The organism is Methanobrevibacter sp. TLL-48-HuF1 (genome assembly GCF_023617305.1).
GTDB lineage: Archaea > Methanobacteriota > Methanobacteria > Methanobacteriales > Methanobacteriaceae > Methanocatella > Methanocatella intestini.
In genome coordinates this window covers 644,812-662,500 of the sequence record NZ_CP081485.1, presented here as the reverse complement: position 1 = coordinate 662,500, position 17,689 = coordinate 644,812, and the positions used below count along the sequence as shown (strand labels likewise).

Genomic DNA, 17,689 nt, shown 5'->3' with positions numbered 1-17,689 from the left:
AAATGTTGATAAAAGAGATGCTGAAAGTGAAAGGTTCATCTTAAAAATCCAGCCGGATAATAAATACTCTTTTTTTGACACCAATCAAGATTTGATTGATGAAATCAAGAAAAGTCTGGTAAAATATATTGAAAGAGGACAAAAAGATAATGATAACTTCGACAAAAAGCTCATCTTAAACTCATCAATCGATGATGTTGACGATGAGGCATATGGATTGTTTTTTGATTTATTAAAAGATGATGATTCATTCACTAAACTAAAAGATATAGATAATAAAGCATATCTGTTGGAAAGGATAGGTGCAGGTGAAATAGTTAATGGTGTTTTTCATTTAAACATTGCTGGAGCATTATTCTTCGCAGAGGATGTCAACAAATTTTTATCTCATGAAATCAAGATGGTGAGATTTAAAGGAATCACTAAATTCGATGCAATCGATCGGTTAAATTTTAAAGGTTCGCTTCTAATGGGAATCAAAGAATTTGAAAGATTTTTTAAAAAAAATACAAATTCTGGTTTTATCATTGATGGAATGAATCGTATTAATATTGACGAATATCCAATAAAAGCAATTCGTGAAGGTTTCATCAATGCCCTTGCACACAGAAACTATGAAAGGTCATCAAGTTTTATAGAATTCTACATATTCGATGACCGCATTGAAATAATAAATCCCGGAAAGTTAAAATATCCATTAACTATTGAAGACATAAAAAATGATGAAGGAATTGGTCATAGAAATGAGAGAATATGTGACATATTATATAAGACTAATTATATGGAACATATTGGTAGAGGAATTTCTCAAATGATTGATGAGATGAAGAACTCTGGTTTGGAAGAACCAGAATTTAGTGAAGGAAATGATTCATTTAAAGTAATGTTTAAAGGAAATGGTGGAAAGATATCTCATTATGAAAATAATGAAAATGTTATTAATTTAAAAGATTTGGGATTAAATCAACGTCAAATTGTTATCTTAACTGAAATTATAAACAATAATGTTTCCATGACATATGATGATCATATTAAGATGTTCAATACATCAAAACCAACTGCTGAGAGAGATTTTAGAAAATTGGCTAAACTCAATCTGGTTAAAAAGAGTATAGTGAATAGGAAAGTTCAATTCTCATCACCAGATTATTAAAATGATGGACTTCATCAATTTTTGATGGACTTTTTGATGGACTTTTTTATCAAAGAATCAATTAATTATTTACTATAGTTTTTACAATCATTCTCATTTAATAGATTGTATTTTTAATATAATTGGTAGTTAACTGACTTTGATGGACTTTATTCATCCAATGTAAGTTTTCTACAAATCTTTATTTTGTTATTGTTAAAAGAGATTATTGTATCTAAACAAAATATTATTTTTTTAAAACATAAATTTCTTGAAAAGTCAACTCCATCACATCATCAAATTTTTGAACTAAAACATGTGTAGCATCATCATATTCCACAATATTATACTTATTGTCTGAAAGATTAATGTAAATTCTTAATTCAGATTGATCCACTTCGTAAGACTTTGATAAAATATACTTTGCATGAGGTTTATATGTGTAATTAGTATAATATTCACTTAATTGGTTTGTTTTATAGCAAAAATCTTTAAATTCAAGATATTCATACTTATTTTCTTTCCATGATTTTAACATTAATTCTTTTTTATTTTTTTCATTCAAATCAAGGAAATAATTTATTTTTTTATCAAAATCAATATTTGAAGTAGTTTTTAAATAGTCTACTGGTTTTAAAATAACATAAAAGCTATATTTCAAACCTAAATAATCATAACATTTTCTTAATTTGGAAACTATTAATTCTTTTAAACTGTACAGATTATTTTCATAAGTTGAATCATATTCAAATATGAATTCTATATCTTTCCACAATTCTTCTGGAAAATTTTTTATATGAAAATCAAGTAATGGAGCAATTTTGATAATAATTTCAGATATGAGGTAATCTTTGATAAAATTATTATTTGCAACATCAACAATGTCATTTTTATTTTTTAAAGCGACATCAGATATTCTTTTATGTTTGTCGATTTTAATATAGTCAAAAATTTCGATTTCAGTGAATCCCATGTTTTTAAGGAGTTCATAATTTAATCTGACATCTGCATATGTGTTTAATTTAGGGATTTTGGTACCCTTACTAATTTTATCTGCTCCAACAGTTTCAAGTAAATATTTTAAATTAGATAAAAATAAATCATAACTCCCTTTAGTGTATAATTCATATCTTGTTTATCCATATCCTTTGTATCTACTATAAAATAATCAATACAATGAATTATATTTTCTATAGATTCTTTTTTAACACTAAGTGATGTTTCAAGTGTGAATTTCCAACCAGTTTTCGCATATTTAATAAACTCCTTGATAAAAGCAGAATATAACAGTGGTTCACCACCACCGAAAACTAAATCCCCTTCAGTTGCAAGAAAATAAAGATTATCAAGTTTTACTTCTTCATATAATTCATCAATAGAATATTTTTTAGGTTAAAGTGAATCATCCTATGTGAATGGATTAAAACAATAAGCGCATCTTAAAGGGCATCCCATACAACCAATTAGCGTTGAAACTCCATCACCTTCAGAGTTTATTCTTAATCTTGAGATTTTTGAAATATTAACATTATGCATAATTATCATTTTCTTTTAATGTGAAGATATTTTTAATATTAATTTTTTCACCAGATTCGTGTTTTTTAATTAGTTCATTTTCAAGATACTCTAGTTCTGCTTCACATTTAGGACAAGTTCCTAAGCATTCTCCTTCAAAAGTGCATTTTTCAATGTTAAAATCAATATTATTCTCATCTGCGATTTTTGTCTAATTTTATTTAATAAATCGCACTTTTCTTTTTCTTTCATTTTAATCACCAAGTTTTATCTGCAACCATATATAGTAATTGTTATTAATTTGTTATTATAAATATTTTATTAAAGGTGATTCAAATGGAATTTTTAGATGAAATAATAGATTTATTAAATTCGGGTGAATTTCAAAAAATAATAGATAGTATTGGTGATTTTTTAGATGAAAATCCAGCATATAAAACTATAGATTATCATCATTTTGCAAATCCTCTTGAAGAAATGTTATTTGATAATTATCTTGGAAATTTTGAATCAATTAAAACACTGGACTTAGATAAACCATTAGAAGATATTTATACTATATATTCAATAGCATATATGAATTTGGGACAAATAAATGAAGCAGAAAAGTATTTAAAAATAGCTAATCAAATTAATCCAGTATCTGCCCCAATATTAATTAGACTATGTGAATTCTATCAATCCAAACATGAAGAAGAAAAGTTAAAAGATTTATGCTGTGATATTTTCAAATATACTTATGATGTTGACATATTAACTTCAAGTTATTTCAAGCTTGCAGATTATTTATATCACACAAAGCAGAATATGGAATTATATAATCATCTGTCTAATTTCTTCGTATTCTTAAAATTTGATGAAGAACAAAAACCAGTTAAAGAGGATATTATATACTTTAGACAAAATAATATTCAAGTTGGTGTTAATCCTAAAATAATTCAACTATTAATGTATTTAATAGCACTTTACAGCCAAAATAATATGTTAAGCAGTTCAGGATACTTTAAAAATATTTTAGATGAAGTTTCTAAATTTAATAATTATTTAAATCATCTTGTTGATGATGAAATAGATGAACAAAATGTGGTTGAATTAAAAAATGAAACGGGGGTTGATAATTCACGATTAGAGGAATTAACAAAAGAAGAAATAACTCCAATAATGCAAATTGAATTTTTAAACATGTTAAAAGAGTCCAGATTATATATGCCAGTTAGTTATAGTGAAAATATGTTTGAGGGTATTGAAAGTGCAAAAGTAGGGGATGTGATTGGACCTACTGTCCAAATTGGGTTTAATATTGAATTTTTAACTGATGATAAAGGAAATAAAGCAGTTCCTTTATTTACTAGTGATGAAATGATGGAAGCTGCAGATTTTAGAAGTTCAACATATGTATTATATATGGGTGATTTGGCAGATATGTTAAAACAAACTGATAGATATTCTTTAATTGCAATTAATCCATTTACAGATTATAATATTAATGTGCCTATGGAAACTTTTTTAAGTTTATTTAATGACGAAAATGAAGTTACTGATATAAGAAATGATGAAATAAGAGAATTGTTACGTCAAGATTCTTTATCAGAAGACAAATTAAATGAATTTGGTGAAAAATTATTAACTTCAATAATGATTACTGGTTGTGTTGATGCTGATGGTACAAATTTTGTTTTAATATGGGATGACGATAATAAACCGCATTTGCCTTTATTCACAGACATTGATGAGTTTAAAAAGATTTTTAATAATTATGAAAGAGATATTTATCCCCAAGCATATCAATTTAAAGACCTGGTAAATGTTGCAAATGAAAATATTGTAATAAATCCCGCATCCGAATCAATAATATTGAATCCAGAAATGTTTAAAAACTAATATGAATATTTCAAGAAATATTCCACATATAAAAAAAATATCTGGAGGGAATATATGAATGATAAATACATGGGGAAAAGAAGAAATTACAAAGTTAAATTATGAATTTAGACAAGATGGAATATATGATAAAAAAACTTCAAAAAAGTTAAAATTAAAATTTCTTGAATATAATCATGGACTATCAATGAATTTTGGTTTTTCAAGACATAATATTAACATTGATTTTGAAAAAAAGATGATGGAAGGCTGTATAAATAAAAATATGACGAATAAAGATATTGAAATAGTATTTGAATTACTTGAAAAATATCATATTTATCAATTAAATAGTGGAAAATATTGGAAAAAATTAACTTATCATTCGTCATCGTGTTTTGATGGATATGAATGGAGTCTTTATCTAGTCTTTGAAAGAGATAAATATTTGCGGATTTTTAATGGTAATGATTATCCAGATATTTTCACGCATTTAGCTCAGGAGATCATTGATTTAACAGGAAAAGATATTTTAAATGTAACTTCTATCGATGAAAAAGATTTTAAATTATATAAAAAATATGGGGATGAAATATTAAATGAATAAAAGGGATGATGCCATAAATAATAAAATTTTAGTAGGGATTATAACTTGAGATTAATAAAAAATTAAGATAAAACTTTGAAAAATGTGATTTCAATGGAAAGAATTGAAGATTCTTTAACAATATGTAAATTATTATTTAAATCAAGAAAATATGTGGAATTGATTAAATATTGTGATGAATTATTGGAAAAATACTCTGAAAATGGAGTCTGTAAAATTTTATAGGCTTATTTGATTTTTATGTGTTTTTTCTGTCCAATTTTCCATTTGGTAGTCTAAAAATGTCAGGATTCCGTTTTTAGTTTTGTACAATTTTTTTATTTTTTCTGGGTTGGTTTGTCTGTAGTAATTTTCGACTGTGTTCGATGTTTTTTCAATATTTTCATTATCTAAGTATTGTACGTATCTGTGAAAGTGATTAATGATGTGTTTTCTTATAAAATCTTTTAATACTACTGACATGACTATGTGATTTTGTAAATATTGTTTAAATTGCCTTATTGCTTATTTTGTTGAGTTTTGTCTGAAACAGTTTTTCAATTCTTACGCATTTTCATAGATATGTTCTCTTTGTTTTGTGTTAATCTTGTTTCTTCTGCAGTAGACTTTTAATTTGTGATTTATTGTTTGAAATAAATGAAATATGCATAATTGGCGATTTACTCCTATTCATCGACTACATTGCGATACATTGGAAATAAATCTGTTGTTAAGCAAATAAATGGTTTATTTTTCGTTGAATCTAAGATAAATTTTTTAGTATTTTTTGGTATTCTGCGACGTACTATTCGTTCTAAGATTGGAACATTAAGTATAGCATCAAATAATGTTAATCTGTAATGTCTAACTTCATTAAGTCTTAAAAATTGCTCATCATATAAATAGTAGCCAGAATATTCAAATTTTTCGTTGTTGATTGTTTCCTTGTGATTTTTGTTGGACCAATTCTTGATTGTTTGATGAGATACATGGATTTTAAGGAATATTTCAAAGTATTTACTTATTTTACGAAGTGATTGATATCTAATTTTCATTATTCCAGGTATTTTATCCATTATTTCTTGTAAAAATTGTTTATTTTTTCCAATTAATGGATTGTTGTATATTTTAGAATTTTTTTCCACATTTTTTGCATTGATATTGCTGTTCTTTGAATTCTGTAGTTTTTCCATTGATATTTTGTTTGTTTTTTGTTATTGTGCCTTTTTTGATAATTTTATGAGCTCCACAAACTTGACAAATTGGATTAACATATGAAAATATGTTATTTTTGTCTAAAAATAGTTTTTGATTAGTATTTTCAATATTTGGGCTTTTGTTAAGCCTTTCTGAAATGATTTTTTCATGATCAATTTTTTCTTCAGAAAAATCAAAAAGTTTAAGTTGTATGAAGTTTAAATTACTATTGGGGGCAAATTTGTTTTGTTTGGTCATAAAATATTATTTGTCCTCACTTATTTAAGTAATTTACTATTTTTAAATCAATATTTTCTAAATTAAAGCAAAATTAGAACGAATTTTTCATCAAGGTGAAGTTTCAACTGTAAAAAAAATTAATTTGAAAAAAGCCTATAAAATTTTACAGACTCATGAAAATCAAATAATAAATTTCAAGGATTATGGAGCGAACAGCAGTCGTACCCGTTCAGTTACAATTGGCGTTAGAAGAGATTTAATTGATAAAGTACATCCTTTAGATTTATTTCCAGATAAAGAAGAACCCAAAACTCTTATTGAAGTCATTGGTAATTTATTTAGTCTGAATGAAATGGGAGAAATTGATCCTTCTGACATATATCATCATTTTAAGCCCTATAGAGAAGATATGAGAGCATGGATTCATGATATTTCCGAAGGTGAATCTGCATTTGATAATGAAGACATTAATAAAAGACCCCATAAAATTGTTGATGGAGAAATTGTTGTTCATAATAACAAACATGGTGATAAATATACAAGACAATGTTGGGATAAAGTTGGTCCTTGTGTGCATACTTATATGGCTAATCTAGCGAGTCAAAATACAGTCCATCCAGTTGATGATAGAGCATTTTCAATACGTGAATTATTATTAATGAATATTCCTAATAATTTTAAATGGTCTGAAATAAGTGAAGAAGAATTAAATAATTTACCATTAGAAGAAAAACAACAATTTTTAAAGGAAAATGAAGCAAATATAAGAGAATGTATTGGGGAAGCTGTTCCAACTATAATAATGCAAAAAATTGCAAAGAATATTAAAGAAGTATTGATAACTGGAAAAAAATCTCAAAAAAAAAGGACAAACACGTTTAATCTAATGGACTAAATTTTCATTCAAAATATTAATTTTATTTCCAGTTCATTTAATTATTCTTCCAATAGGAAACTGTATTTCCACATATCTTTCTAAATAAAATAAATAGCTTCCTTTAGCAATATCCGGAATTTTATTCTGCAGTTCTGATGCAGATGAAGTTAATTTATATTTAGTATAATCACTGTTTGCAACATACCCTATTTTTTTATCTTCAACATATACTGCAATTGCATCCTTATCAAATTCATTATCAGGTTCCTTGACAAGTTTCAAAGGTAAACCTGGATTAAATTGCACATCATTTTTATAATAGTTTATTCCAGTTATTGTAAATAGTTCTGATTTATCATATTTTTTTAATGTTTCAATGTTTCTTTTGAATTTTCTTTCATAGCCAATATAGAAATTTATTGAGTCCCATAATCGTAGATATTGATTAATATCTTCTTCACTATTTTCTCCGGGAAGTGCTTTCATTGCTTTAATGCATTTTTGTTTTGCTTCTTCAAGTTTATTGGATCCGTCGGGAATATCTTTTGACTCTTCAAGTAATTTATGTGCCCATCTAAATAACATTCTTGCCTTGTTGTCATAAACCATATTTCTTTTGGATAATTCCAGTGATTTATTGTAGCAATTTTCTGATGTTGCATACATTTTCAAGCCTTCAAGAATAATAGCTTTCTTATTCCAGTTTTCAACATGTCTATCATCAAAATCTAATGCCTGATTGATTTTGTAAATTGCATCATCATAGTTTTCATCAAGATATAAATCCCATGCTTGTTTACCTAATCTGTCTGCCCTGCTTTCAACAGGAGGATTATATGTTTCATCTTCATCTTCTGAAGTAATGTAACTACCACTGGCACCACAGCCATGACATATGTCTCCTTCATCAACCCAACTTCCACAATTCGGACAAATCCCCATATTTAATCACATCCATAGATATTTCATCAAACTTTGGTTATCCCAAACAGTTTATAATATATTCATCATCATAATTATACATTGTTATTAAATAGGTTATATACACAAAATATAAAAATACCTATAAGAAACTTTAATAATGGAATAAATAAGATAGTGAGTATGGTGATAAAATATGAGTTTACCTGCCGTGGATGAAAACTGGTACTGTGAAGACTGTGATTTAAATTTTGAATATTGTGATAAACCTGATTTTCTTTTCTGTCCGAACTGTGGCAAAGTTTTAAAAAATGATATGTATCAATATAAGTTAGATGGACTTATAGATTCTTTAAATAATCTGGGTAAAAGCATATGTGAAAATTGTGGTGAAGAATTTGACAAAGAATATAATTTCTGCCCATTATGTTCGGAAAAATTAAAAAAAGAAACCATACCATTTGATATTGAAAAAGACAACTCCGTTACTGTTGACTGGAATGGTGAAAAGGCATTGGTATATGACAAATGTGTTTATTTATCAAATCCTCATTTTGCAGTAGGCAGTATTATTGAATGCATATCATCTAAAAATTACACTGATGAGAAACTGGAATGTGACTTTAAAAGAATTGATGAAACTCTTCCCGAGAAACTTACTTATGATGAAGCATATTCCATATATGAATTAAATGGTTGGGGAAACCTTGTTCATATAGAAGAGTTCATATCCAAACTTAGTCAAGACATTTTAGAAAGTGACCAGTTTAAACCAAACGAAAAGATAAATTATATTGAAAATGAAAGATTCAATAGGATTTTAAAACTCCGAGAAGACCTGTATGTTAAATTAATGATTATAGAAAGTGGAATTAACTATTAATCTAAATTTTTGAGTCTGTAAAATTTTATAGGCTTATTTGATTTTTATGTGTTTTTCTGTCCAATTTTCCATTTGGTAGTTTAAAAATGTCAGAATTCCGTTTTTAGTTTTGTACAATTTTTTTATTTTTTCTGGGTTGGTTTGTCTGTAGTAATTCTCGACTTTGTTCAATGTTTTTTTCAATATTTTCATCATCTAAGTGTTGTACATATCTGTGAAAGTGATTAATTATGTGTTTTCTTATAAAATCTTTTAATACTACTAGTATGGCCACGTAATTTTGTAAATATTGTTTAAATTGTCCTATTGCTTCTTTTGTTGAATTTTGTCTGAAACAGTTTTTCAATTCTTACGTATTTTCATAGATATGCTCTCTTTGTTTTTTGTTAATCTTGTTTCTTCTGCAGTAGACTTTTAATTTGTGATTTATTGTTTGAAATAAATGAAATGTGCATAATTGATGATTTACTCCCATTTCATCGGCTACATTGCGATACATTGGAAATAAATCTGTTGTTAAGCAAATAAATGGTTTATTTTTCGTTGAATCTAAAATAAATTTTTTAGTATTTTTTGGTATTCTGCGACGTACTATTCGTTCTGAGACTGGAACATTAAGTATAGCATCAAATAATGTTAATCTGTAATGTCTGACTCCATTAAGTCTTAAAAATTGCTCATCATATACATAATAGCCAGAATATTCAAATTCTTCGTTGTTGATTGTTTCCTTGTGATTTTTATTGGACCAATTCTTGATTGTTTGATGAGATACACGGATTCCAAGGAATATTTCAAAGTATTTACTTATTTTACGAAGTGATTGATATCCAATTTTCATTATTCCAAGTATTTTATCCATTATTTCTTGTAAAAATTGTTTATTTTTTCCAATTAATGGATTATTGTATATTCCGAATTTTTTTTCCACATTTTTGCATTGATATTGCAGTTCTTTGAATTCTGTAGTTTTTCCATCGATATTTTGTTTGTTTTTTGTTATTGTGCCTTTTTTGATAATTTTATGAGCTCCACAAACTTGACAAATTGGATTAACATATAAAAATATATTATTTTCGTCTAAAAATAGTTTTTGATTAGTATTTTCAATATTTGGGCTTTTGTTAAGCCTTTCTGAAATGATTTTTTCATAATCAATTTTTTCTTCAGAAAAATCAAAAAGTTTAAGTTGTATGAAGTTTAAATTACTATTGAGGGCAAATTTGTTTTGTTTGGTCATAAAATATTATTTGTCCTCACTTATTTAAGTAATTTACTATTTTTAAATCAATATTTTCTAAATTAAAACAAATTTAGAACGAATTTCTCATCGAGGTGGAGTTTCAACTGTAAAAAAATTAATTTGAAAAAAGCCTATAAAATTTTACAGACTCATTTATTATATAATTTATTATTTATAATATATAAAGATTTATATATAATGGCTACTTTTTTTTTAAAGTGATAAACTATCTTCATCAAAAATACCATAACAAAAATAACCCCCTATGGGCCATATTAGCTTAAATAAAAGATAATAAAAGAGATGTTGCTATAAAATTACCTTAAAATATAATGTAAGTTAGACAAAATCTAAAGCCTATATTTAACACGCTTTTCAAATATTCTCTAAAACTTTATTAATTTACTAAAATATACTAGTTAATATGACTAACCAAATATTTTAAAAACAATTATCACATCACAAATTTGATGATAATCTTAATAAACAATTAGTTCTTGAATAAATAATATGAAATTGGATTAAGGTGTTGAATATGGTTGATTGGGCACAATTTAAAATAAATAGTTATGAAAAAGAAACAACCACATTTGAGGAAATGATTTATTTATTATTCTGTTCAAAATATGGTCGTGAAGAAGGCATTTTTAGTTATGTTAATCAACCGGGCATTGAAACCGAACCCATTGAAATTGATGGAGAATGTATTGGTTTTCAAGCAAAATATTATACTGACAGATTATCTGCTCATACAAAAGAATTAATTGATACAATAGAAACTTCTAAAAGAAGATATCCCAATCTAACTAAAATTGAAATCTATACTAATTCTCAATATGGCCCAGGTAGAGAAAAAGGAACAAATAAACCTAAATCACAAATTAAAGTGGAAAACATTGCCAAAGCAAATAATATAAAAATAGAGTGGTTTGTTAAAAGTAATTTAGATGAAATTTTAGCTCTAGAAAAAAATAAGATAATTCACGATAAATTTTTTGGAAAAGAAAAATCATCTTTAGATTATATTATTGAATTAAATAACTATTCTGAATCCATGTTTGATTCAATTGAGAATAAAATAGTCTACAATGAAAATAAAGAAATAAAACTGGATAGAAACGTATATCTTCAAAATATAAGTAATGCATTATCTGAAAAAAATTTATTAATAATTAGTGGAAAAGCAGGTTGCGGCAAATCAGCTTTAGTAAAAGAATTTCATGAAACCAAAAAAAGTCCTTTTCTAATGTTTAAAGCTGATGATTTTGAGGAAGATTCCATTCAAGATTTGTATAACAGATTTAATTTAACATTAGGAGAATTTAGAGATTTTTATAAGGATTCAAATGAAAAATTTATTTACATAGACTCTGTGGAGAAGATATCTCATTTAAAAAATCAACGCACAATTGAAGAATTCTTAAAATTAATGGTACTGGATGATTGGAAAATTATTCTAACAAGTCGAAATGACTATTCAGACATACTAAGAAATAATTTAAATATTAATCAGGGTCTAAAAGCTAATGAAATTAAATTGCCTGAATTAACAATAGATGAATTGGAGGAAATTTTCAGAGACCATGGTCTGACAATACCTGTCAATAGCAATATAAAAAACCCTCTACAAAATTTATTTTATTTGAGGTTATATTTATCCAACATAAAGAACATTAATCCTGACAATAATGATGAATTAAAAAACATATTATGGGAAATTATCATTAAACAATCATACCACCAATCAGATAACCATCACGAAAAAAGAGAACATTGTTTTCTAGAATTTGTAAAAAATAGATCAATTAATCCTCACTTTAAATTCAAGATAGATAATATCTGTTCTGAAATTATAAATGAATTTCAAAGAGATGGAATTATCGAAATGAGATATGGCAGGTTTTTTATAACACATGATGTTTATGAAGATTGGGCTCTGGAAAAAATAATTAATAATGAATTAATAACATCAAATGGAGATTATACTACTTTTCTAAATAGCATCTCTAACTCATTAAAATTTAATGATGCATTTAGAAATTGGATATGTAATAAATTAATTGATGATTATGAAGAAGCTAGTGAACTGATAGATTATATTATAACCAATGAAAAATGCGATGCAGCTTTAATTGATGAAACCATATTAGCAGTACTGCAATCAAACACTTTTAAATCATTTTTGACTAAATATAAATATCTTATCTTAAAAAACGATTATATTTTTGAAAGGATATTATATTGGTTGAAAACTGTTTTTATAATTGAAGATGATTCAGAATTTTCAAAAGTAATAAAAGAAACATCTAACAATACTATTTATAAACCTTATGGGAAAAACTGGAAGCAATTTATCTCATTTTTATATGATAATCTTGAAAAAATAACAGAAAGACAAATGGAATACATCATCCCTTCATTGTTATATTGGAATAAACATTATCCTAAAGGTGAAACAACAAGATATTCTTCTTTAATTGCACTGAAATTCTATAAAGAAATAGAACAAATAAATAATCACAATTATAAACAAATTAAACAAGATAACATTTCAATTATTTTACTAGGAGCAAATGAAATTAAACAAGAATTAGAAGAAGTTTTACAAAAAGTTATTTCAAATAACTGGAAAAAAAGAATGGATCCATATTATGATTTGTCTATAAGAATTTTAAGTTCAACATCAGGACATATTTGTGAGGTCATACCAAAATTGATTCTAAAACTTGCAAAAACATTTTGGATATGCAATGAAGAGCCAGATTGTTACAGATCTAGTGATGCTGAACTTTTTTCAATCGATGAAAATACAACATTTGATTATCATTATGCAAGTGCTTTTGAAACACCAATTCACCTATTGTTAACAGTAGATTCTAAATCAACAATTGATTTTATAATTGATTTTGTGAATGTTACAACCGAAAATTGTGCTAAAAATACATTTGATAATAATAGATATAGCTATTATAAACCCAATGTAATTAAATTAAATATTGATAACAAAAAAGTAACCCAATATATTTCAAATTCACTGTGGCAATGTTATAGGGGCACTAGTTCACCAGTAATGCCAAAATTATTAGAATCAATCCATATGGCGTTAGAGCGATTTTTATTGACAGAATGTGATAAAGATAATTTTGAAGATGTTGAAAGAATTATGAAACATATCTTAGGTAACTCTAAATCTGCATCATTAACTGCAGTTGTAAATAGTATTACTTTAGCATTTCCAGATAAATTTTTTGATATTGCTCTAATTTTATTTAAAACAATTGAACTGTTTATCTATGATACTAACAGATTATTAAGGGAAAGAGAAACCAAAACTCTTTATGGATTAGCATCCAATATAACAGAAAAATATATGATTAATGAAAGATTAAGCACCATTAATCAAAAATTTAGAAAAAACAATTTAGAATCATTGCTGCTAAGATACCAATATTTCAGTGAAGAAGAAATAGATGATGAAACATTTAAACAAAGATTGTATTCTATTCAAAGTGTAATTGACCAACATAAAAAAGAACTTAAATCTAAAAAATTAACCAAAGATGAAATGGATAATTATAGGATATTATTATCAAGAAATGACCGTAGAAACTTATCACTGAAAACAGAAGAAAAAGATAATCAGATTTTAATAACATTTGAGAATAATAATCTTGACGAAGATTTAAAAGAAATATCTGATAATTCATCCAAAGCATTTGAAAATTATTTCAGATATGTAGATTTAAGTTTATGGGCCAATGCTAAATTAAAACATGAAAAACTTGATGAAAAGCAAATAAAATATGAAAATGACTTGAAATTGGTGCTGGATAAATTTAAAGGATTAATTGATGATTTAAATAATAATAAATGTTATTATGAGCCTAGCAATACTCCATTATTAATTGCTTCATGTTTACTTACATTCTATTCTGAGCAGTTGAATAGTGATGATGAAGAACTATGTGAAGAAGTTATATTGGCTAATATTTATGAATTATTATTTAATGAAGAATATTTCTATCAAATTTCCCATGAATTAAATACAGGAATTAATGTAATGTCCATCATGTTTGACATGTTTCCAGAAGATTTAGAACTTTTCATGATTATATTATTATTAATATTGTTTAATGATGAAATAGTTTATGGAACTAATCATTATTGTGATTTTGCAATAATTACATTAAGAAAATTATATAAAATTCATCCAAATTATGTTAATGACATTTTATGCTGTTATTCCATTTACAAACAAAAATTTGATGACATTTATATTCCAATTTTAAAAGAAAATAGAGATTATCAAATTCATAATCCATTTGCATTAGCTATTAAAAAATTTTTAGAAAAATATGAAAATGAACTGGAAGATATTTTAAAATTTAATTCTATTAAAATTGAAAATTTAGATTTAAAACCAATGAATATTATATTTCAAGTAATCCCTATTGAAATTACCTTAGATTTACATTATGAATTTATTAAAGACATATTACCAATATTTTCAAAAGAATTGTTTGATAATGACTCTTCATTAAATGATTCCGAACATTTTATTCCAAGATATTTCTTTTTAAATAAACTTTCATTAATTATTTTAGAAAATAAGAAATATTTAAATGAATTTATTTCACCATTTTTAGATAATTTTTTAATGAATGATGGAACTGTTGAATTACTTGACGCATTTTGTAGAAATGTTAATGAAAACACATTTAATGAATTTTGGGATATTTGGTGGATGTTTTTAGATAAAATCAAAGAAAAACATGCAACCTGCAGAGAATATAATCTAGAAAAAGTTTTTAAAAAATTCATTCTTAATTACCAATATAAAATTGATGATGAATTAACTCATGAGGTTAACGAATTAGAAAAGCAATTTTATGGAATTCTATGTAAAGAGTTTAGCAAATACGAAATTGTTTTAGATTTGATTTCAAAAATAGTAATAAAAGACAAATTTATTTTATCAGGACTTAATTGGTTATATAATCTATTGAATGAAAATAATTTTGAATCAATCAAAAAATCTACAGTAACTAATTTAGATAATTATATTCATCAGTATATCCTAAAAAATGTAGAAAAGATAAAAATAAATGTTCAAATTCAGAATAAGCTTTCAATAATTATTAATCTCTTGATAAGTAATAATTCCAGCAATGCTTATAGATTTAATAAATGGTTACTTTCAATAAAATAAATTTAATATAATTCACTTCCAATTTTCAGCATCAATAATTGATTGATTAGCTTCACCACTTTCAATCATATTAATAGCCATATCAAAATTGGTTTTGATTTCACACATTAACTTTAGCTCTGAATTCCATGTTTCATTTTCTTGTTCTCTTGTGATTCCCCAAACGCTAGCATCCAGTTCACCTTCGGTTAGCTCTTCATTGAGAAGTTCTTCATAGATTGAGAAGTACTTTTCTTGGATGTTTTCTATGAGCTGTTTTAGCTCTTCGTAATCGTTTATTAAGTCTTCAACTTTGTAATTGTATAGTCTGAATCTGTTGTAGTCCGACATTAGCTTCATTTGTCTGAAAGCGTCAAGGACTTCTTTTTCATCAGCTTCAAGTTCATTGTATTTTCTAAATCGGTCTTTGGTCATGATAATCACCAATATTAATCATGTTAAATTACCCTTTTTTATTTGTCAAAATTTTACTAATATTATTCTGTATCATAATATTTTATTTCATAAATATCATTTTTTAATTCATCTAATGAAAAAGGTAGTTTATTTGTAACGGGAATAGGCTCAATTAGATTGTTAAGAATGTAATCTCCATTGTAATCTAGTAATTTCAATATTACTCTATTTAGTATAATCCTATATATTTCTACATAAATCATTAAATCGGAAAATGTGTCATGATCAATATCATTTCCATGTACTGGATCATTTCTAGAATATAATGCATTTTTTTCAATATCCCCCATATCCAAATTTATTTCTTCAAAAAATAGTTCTATACTTTTATTGATACTTAATCTATTTAATTGATTGAAATTATTAATAATTTGAGTATGCCCTTCAAATGTTTCTAAGAATACTGGACGTATATCCTTAATTAATTGTTTATATTTTGATTTTTCAATTATGACTGTACTTCTTTTTGAATTTATGGAATCAAACCATTTATTCATCAAAGATTCTAATGAAGCAGCCAATAGTATTATTCTGGATTCTGATGGAAGGAAAGTTGAACTCCAATAATTAATAAACATTGAAGTAAAGTCTAAAGTTTCTTTTTTTGAAATGAATGAATTTATCATGTTAGTCATAATTGATTCACTTGAGTCTCTACTATAATCATAAATAGGTATAGGGAAATTATCTGATGATTCACAAATATTTTTTATATCTAAATTATTATTAATAAAAGGATCAATCATAGTTTCTTTTATCTTATTTCCATTGATATCGTAGTAAGATTCTGCAATTTTAATTAGTTTCCTTCCAAATATAAAAGAAATAATATTTTCAATATCCCTGCGAAGGTTAATGTCATCCATATGTTTTTTTGAAGAATATTGCAAGCAAATATTATCCGACCAAGCAGGTTTCATTTCATCTGGAACTAAACTAATAATAATATTTTCATCATCATTTAATTTACAAAACATATAATTCCTACGTGTACTTGATACATGATTTGTTTCAATTTCAAATGGATTTGCTGTTTGTAATTCAGGAACAGAGTTATCTAATTGTTTATTATAAATTTCTTTTTTTTCAAAAGTAGTAGTTCTATGAAATATCCGATGATTATGTGGTCCATTCAAATACCATTCTTTTATCCAGGTGACTTCGCCATCAACTCCAGAATCAAAAAGAATTGATGTTACTGTTAATTTCAATGTAAAAATACCATGAGAATTTTCAACAGAAGTAATTTGTTCAAAAAGATGACAATTTTTAAGCACATAACCTTCTGAAGAATATTTACCTCTAATTTTAATAGTATAGGAATTTTCCTTTATTTCATTAGGAAGTTTTCGGTTCATTTCACATTCAATATTAATCAGTATATTATAAGATTCATCCCGTTTAATGAGTACATGTTTTATTTTAGGCATTTCAAATGGAAATTCAAAATTCCATTTCCCTGGTGTAAATTTTTTTTCTTCTTGTAAATTTTCCCATTCAATTTTATTATAATAAGGCATTATTTCACCATATTTAATCCTTTTAATTATCAGTATCTATATTTTCTATT

Annotated in this window: 11 protein-coding genes and 2 pseudogenes (1 of these 13 cut by a window edge); 7 read left to right on the top strand and 6 right to left on the bottom strand. The window is 25.6% G+C overall.

What is annotated here, in order from left to right:
* Window positions 1-1,153 carry the 3' portion of an ATP-binding protein gene (locus tag K4897_RS03250; protein WP_250416685.1) on the top strand. It extends 302 nt beyond the left edge of the window, so 1,153 of the gene's 1,455 nt are visible here — the last part of the coding sequence; its start codon lies beyond the left edge, outside the window; its stop codon occupies window positions 1,151-1,153.
* A 226-nt stretch (window positions 1,154-1,379) separates the two neighbouring features.
* Here the strand turns inward: K4897_RS03250 and K4897_RS03245 are convergent, their stop codons facing one another.
* Window positions 1,380-2,105 carry a DNA-directed DNA polymerase gene (locus tag K4897_RS03245; RefSeq protein ID WP_250416683.1) on the bottom strand — a complete coding sequence of 242 codons (726 nt, stop codon included), beginning with the start codon at window positions 2,103-2,105 and terminating at the stop codon, window positions 1,380-1,382.
* Window positions 2,106-2,983: 878 nt separating this feature from the next.
* On the opposite strand from K4897_RS03245, the gene K4897_RS03240 reads away from it, so the two are divergent.
* The 3 genes from K4897_RS03240 to K4897_RS09120 all read left to right on the top strand — a co-directional run bounded on the left by K4897_RS03240 (window position 2,984) and on the right by K4897_RS09120 (window position 5,339).
* Window positions 2,984-4,528 carry an SseB family protein gene (locus K4897_RS03240; protein ID WP_250416680.1) on the top strand — a complete coding sequence of 515 codons (1,545 nt, stop codon included), beginning with the start codon at window positions 2,984-2,986 and terminating at the stop codon, window positions 4,526-4,528.
* Between the two features lie 58 nt (window positions 4,529-4,586).
* The gene (locus K4897_RS03235) at window positions 4,587-5,114 is read left to right on the top strand and encodes a hypothetical protein (protein WP_250416677.1); all 528 of its coding nucleotides are present in this window, start codon (window positions 4,587-4,589) and stop codon (window positions 5,112-5,114) included.
* Between the two features lie 93 nt (window positions 5,115-5,207).
* Window positions 5,208-5,339: a hypothetical protein gene (locus K4897_RS09120; protein WP_019264462.1), complete on the top strand. Its 132-nt coding sequence runs from the start codon at window positions 5,208-5,210 to the stop codon at window positions 5,337-5,339.
* Here the strand turns inward: K4897_RS09120 and K4897_RS03230 are convergent.
* Window positions 5,334-6,548 (bottom strand): annotated as a pseudogene (locus K4897_RS03230) (hypothetical protein). The gene K4897_RS09120 and the pseudogene K4897_RS03230 overlap by 6 nt on opposite strands.
* Window positions 6,549-6,672: 124 nt before the next feature.
* Between K4897_RS03230 and K4897_RS03225 the strand changes: the two are divergent.
* A complete protein-coding gene (locus K4897_RS03225; RefSeq protein WP_250416674.1) occupies window positions 6,673-7,425 on the top strand; it encodes a DNA cytosine methyltransferase in 753 nt (250 codons plus the stop codon).
* Between the two features lie 33 nt (window positions 7,426-7,458).
* Here the strand turns inward: K4897_RS03225 and K4897_RS03220 are convergent, their stop codons facing one another.
* Window positions 7,459-8,349: an HIRAN domain-containing protein gene (locus K4897_RS03220; protein WP_019267695.1), complete on the bottom strand. Its 891-nt coding sequence runs from the start codon at window positions 8,347-8,349 to the stop codon at window positions 7,459-7,461.
* Between the two features lie 175 nt (window positions 8,350-8,524).
* On the opposite strand from K4897_RS03220, the gene K4897_RS03215 reads away from it, so the two are divergent.
* On the top strand, window positions 8,525-9,211 hold the full coding sequence (locus tag K4897_RS03215; protein WP_250416672.1) for a hypothetical protein: 687 nt from the start codon (window positions 8,525-8,527) through the stop codon (window positions 9,209-9,211).
* 33 nt (window positions 9,212-9,244) lie between these two features.
* Here K4897_RS03215 and K4897_RS03210 read toward each other — a convergent pair.
* Window positions 9,245-10,451: pseudogene (locus K4897_RS03210) on the bottom strand (hypothetical protein).
* A 538-nt stretch (window positions 10,452-10,989) separates the two neighbouring features.
* On the opposite strand from K4897_RS03210, the gene K4897_RS03205 reads away from it, so the two are divergent.
* Window positions 10,990-15,663: an AAA family ATPase gene (locus K4897_RS03205; RefSeq protein WP_250416669.1), complete on the top strand. Its 4,674-nt coding sequence runs from the start codon at window positions 10,990-10,992 to the stop codon at window positions 15,661-15,663.
* Window positions 15,664-15,675: 12 nt separating this feature from the next.
* Here K4897_RS03205 and K4897_RS03200 read toward each other — a convergent pair whose 3' ends face one another.
* Both K4897_RS03200 and K4897_RS03195 read right to left on the bottom strand, forming a co-directional pair.
* Window positions 15,676-16,077 carry a hypothetical protein gene (locus K4897_RS03200; RefSeq protein ID WP_250416667.1) on the bottom strand — a complete coding sequence of 134 codons (402 nt, stop codon included), beginning with the start codon at window positions 16,075-16,077 and terminating at the stop codon, window positions 15,676-15,678.
* A gap of 62 nt (window positions 16,078-16,139) precedes the next feature.
* A complete protein-coding gene (locus K4897_RS03195) occupies window positions 16,140-17,639 on the bottom strand; it encodes a hypothetical protein (protein WP_250416665.1) in 1,500 nt (499 codons plus the stop codon).
* Window positions 17,640-17,689 lie beyond the last annotated feature (50 nt).

What these genes read in the sequence shown, in the direction of transcription:
- K4897_RS03200 (WP_250416667.1), bottom strand. Translation starts at nt 16,077, where the DNA reads ATGACCAAAGACCGATTTAGAAAATACAATGAACTTGAAGCTGATGAA.
- K4897_RS03240 (WP_250416680.1), top strand. Translation starts at nt 2,984, where the DNA reads ATGGAATTTTTAGATGAAATAATAGATTTATTAAATTCGGGTGAATTT.
- K4897_RS03220 (WP_019267695.1), bottom strand. Translation starts at nt 8,349, where the DNA reads ATGGGGATTTGTCCGAATTGTGGAAGTTGGGTTGATGAAGGAGACATA.
- K4897_RS03215 (WP_250416672.1), top strand. Translation starts at nt 8,525, where the DNA reads ATGAGTTTACCTGCCGTGGATGAAAACTGGTACTGTGAAGACTGTGAT.
- K4897_RS03235 (WP_250416677.1), top strand. Translation starts at nt 4,587, where the DNA reads ATGATAAATACATGGGGAAAAGAAGAAATTACAAAGTTAAATTATGAA.
- K4897_RS03195 (WP_250416665.1), bottom strand. Translation starts at nt 17,639, where the DNA reads ATGCCTTATTATAATAAAATTGAATGGGAAAATTTACAAGAAGAAAAA.
- K4897_RS03245 (WP_250416683.1), bottom strand. Translation starts at nt 2,105, where the DNA reads ATGGGATTCACTGAAATCGAAATTTTTGACTATATTAAAATCGACAAA.
- K4897_RS03205 (WP_250416669.1), top strand. Translation starts at nt 10,990, where the DNA reads ATGGTTGATTGGGCACAATTTAAAATAAATAGTTATGAAAAAGAAACA.
- K4897_RS09120 (WP_019264462.1), top strand. Translation starts at nt 5,208, where the DNA reads ATGGAAAGAATTGAAGATTCTTTAACAATATGTAAATTATTATTTAAA.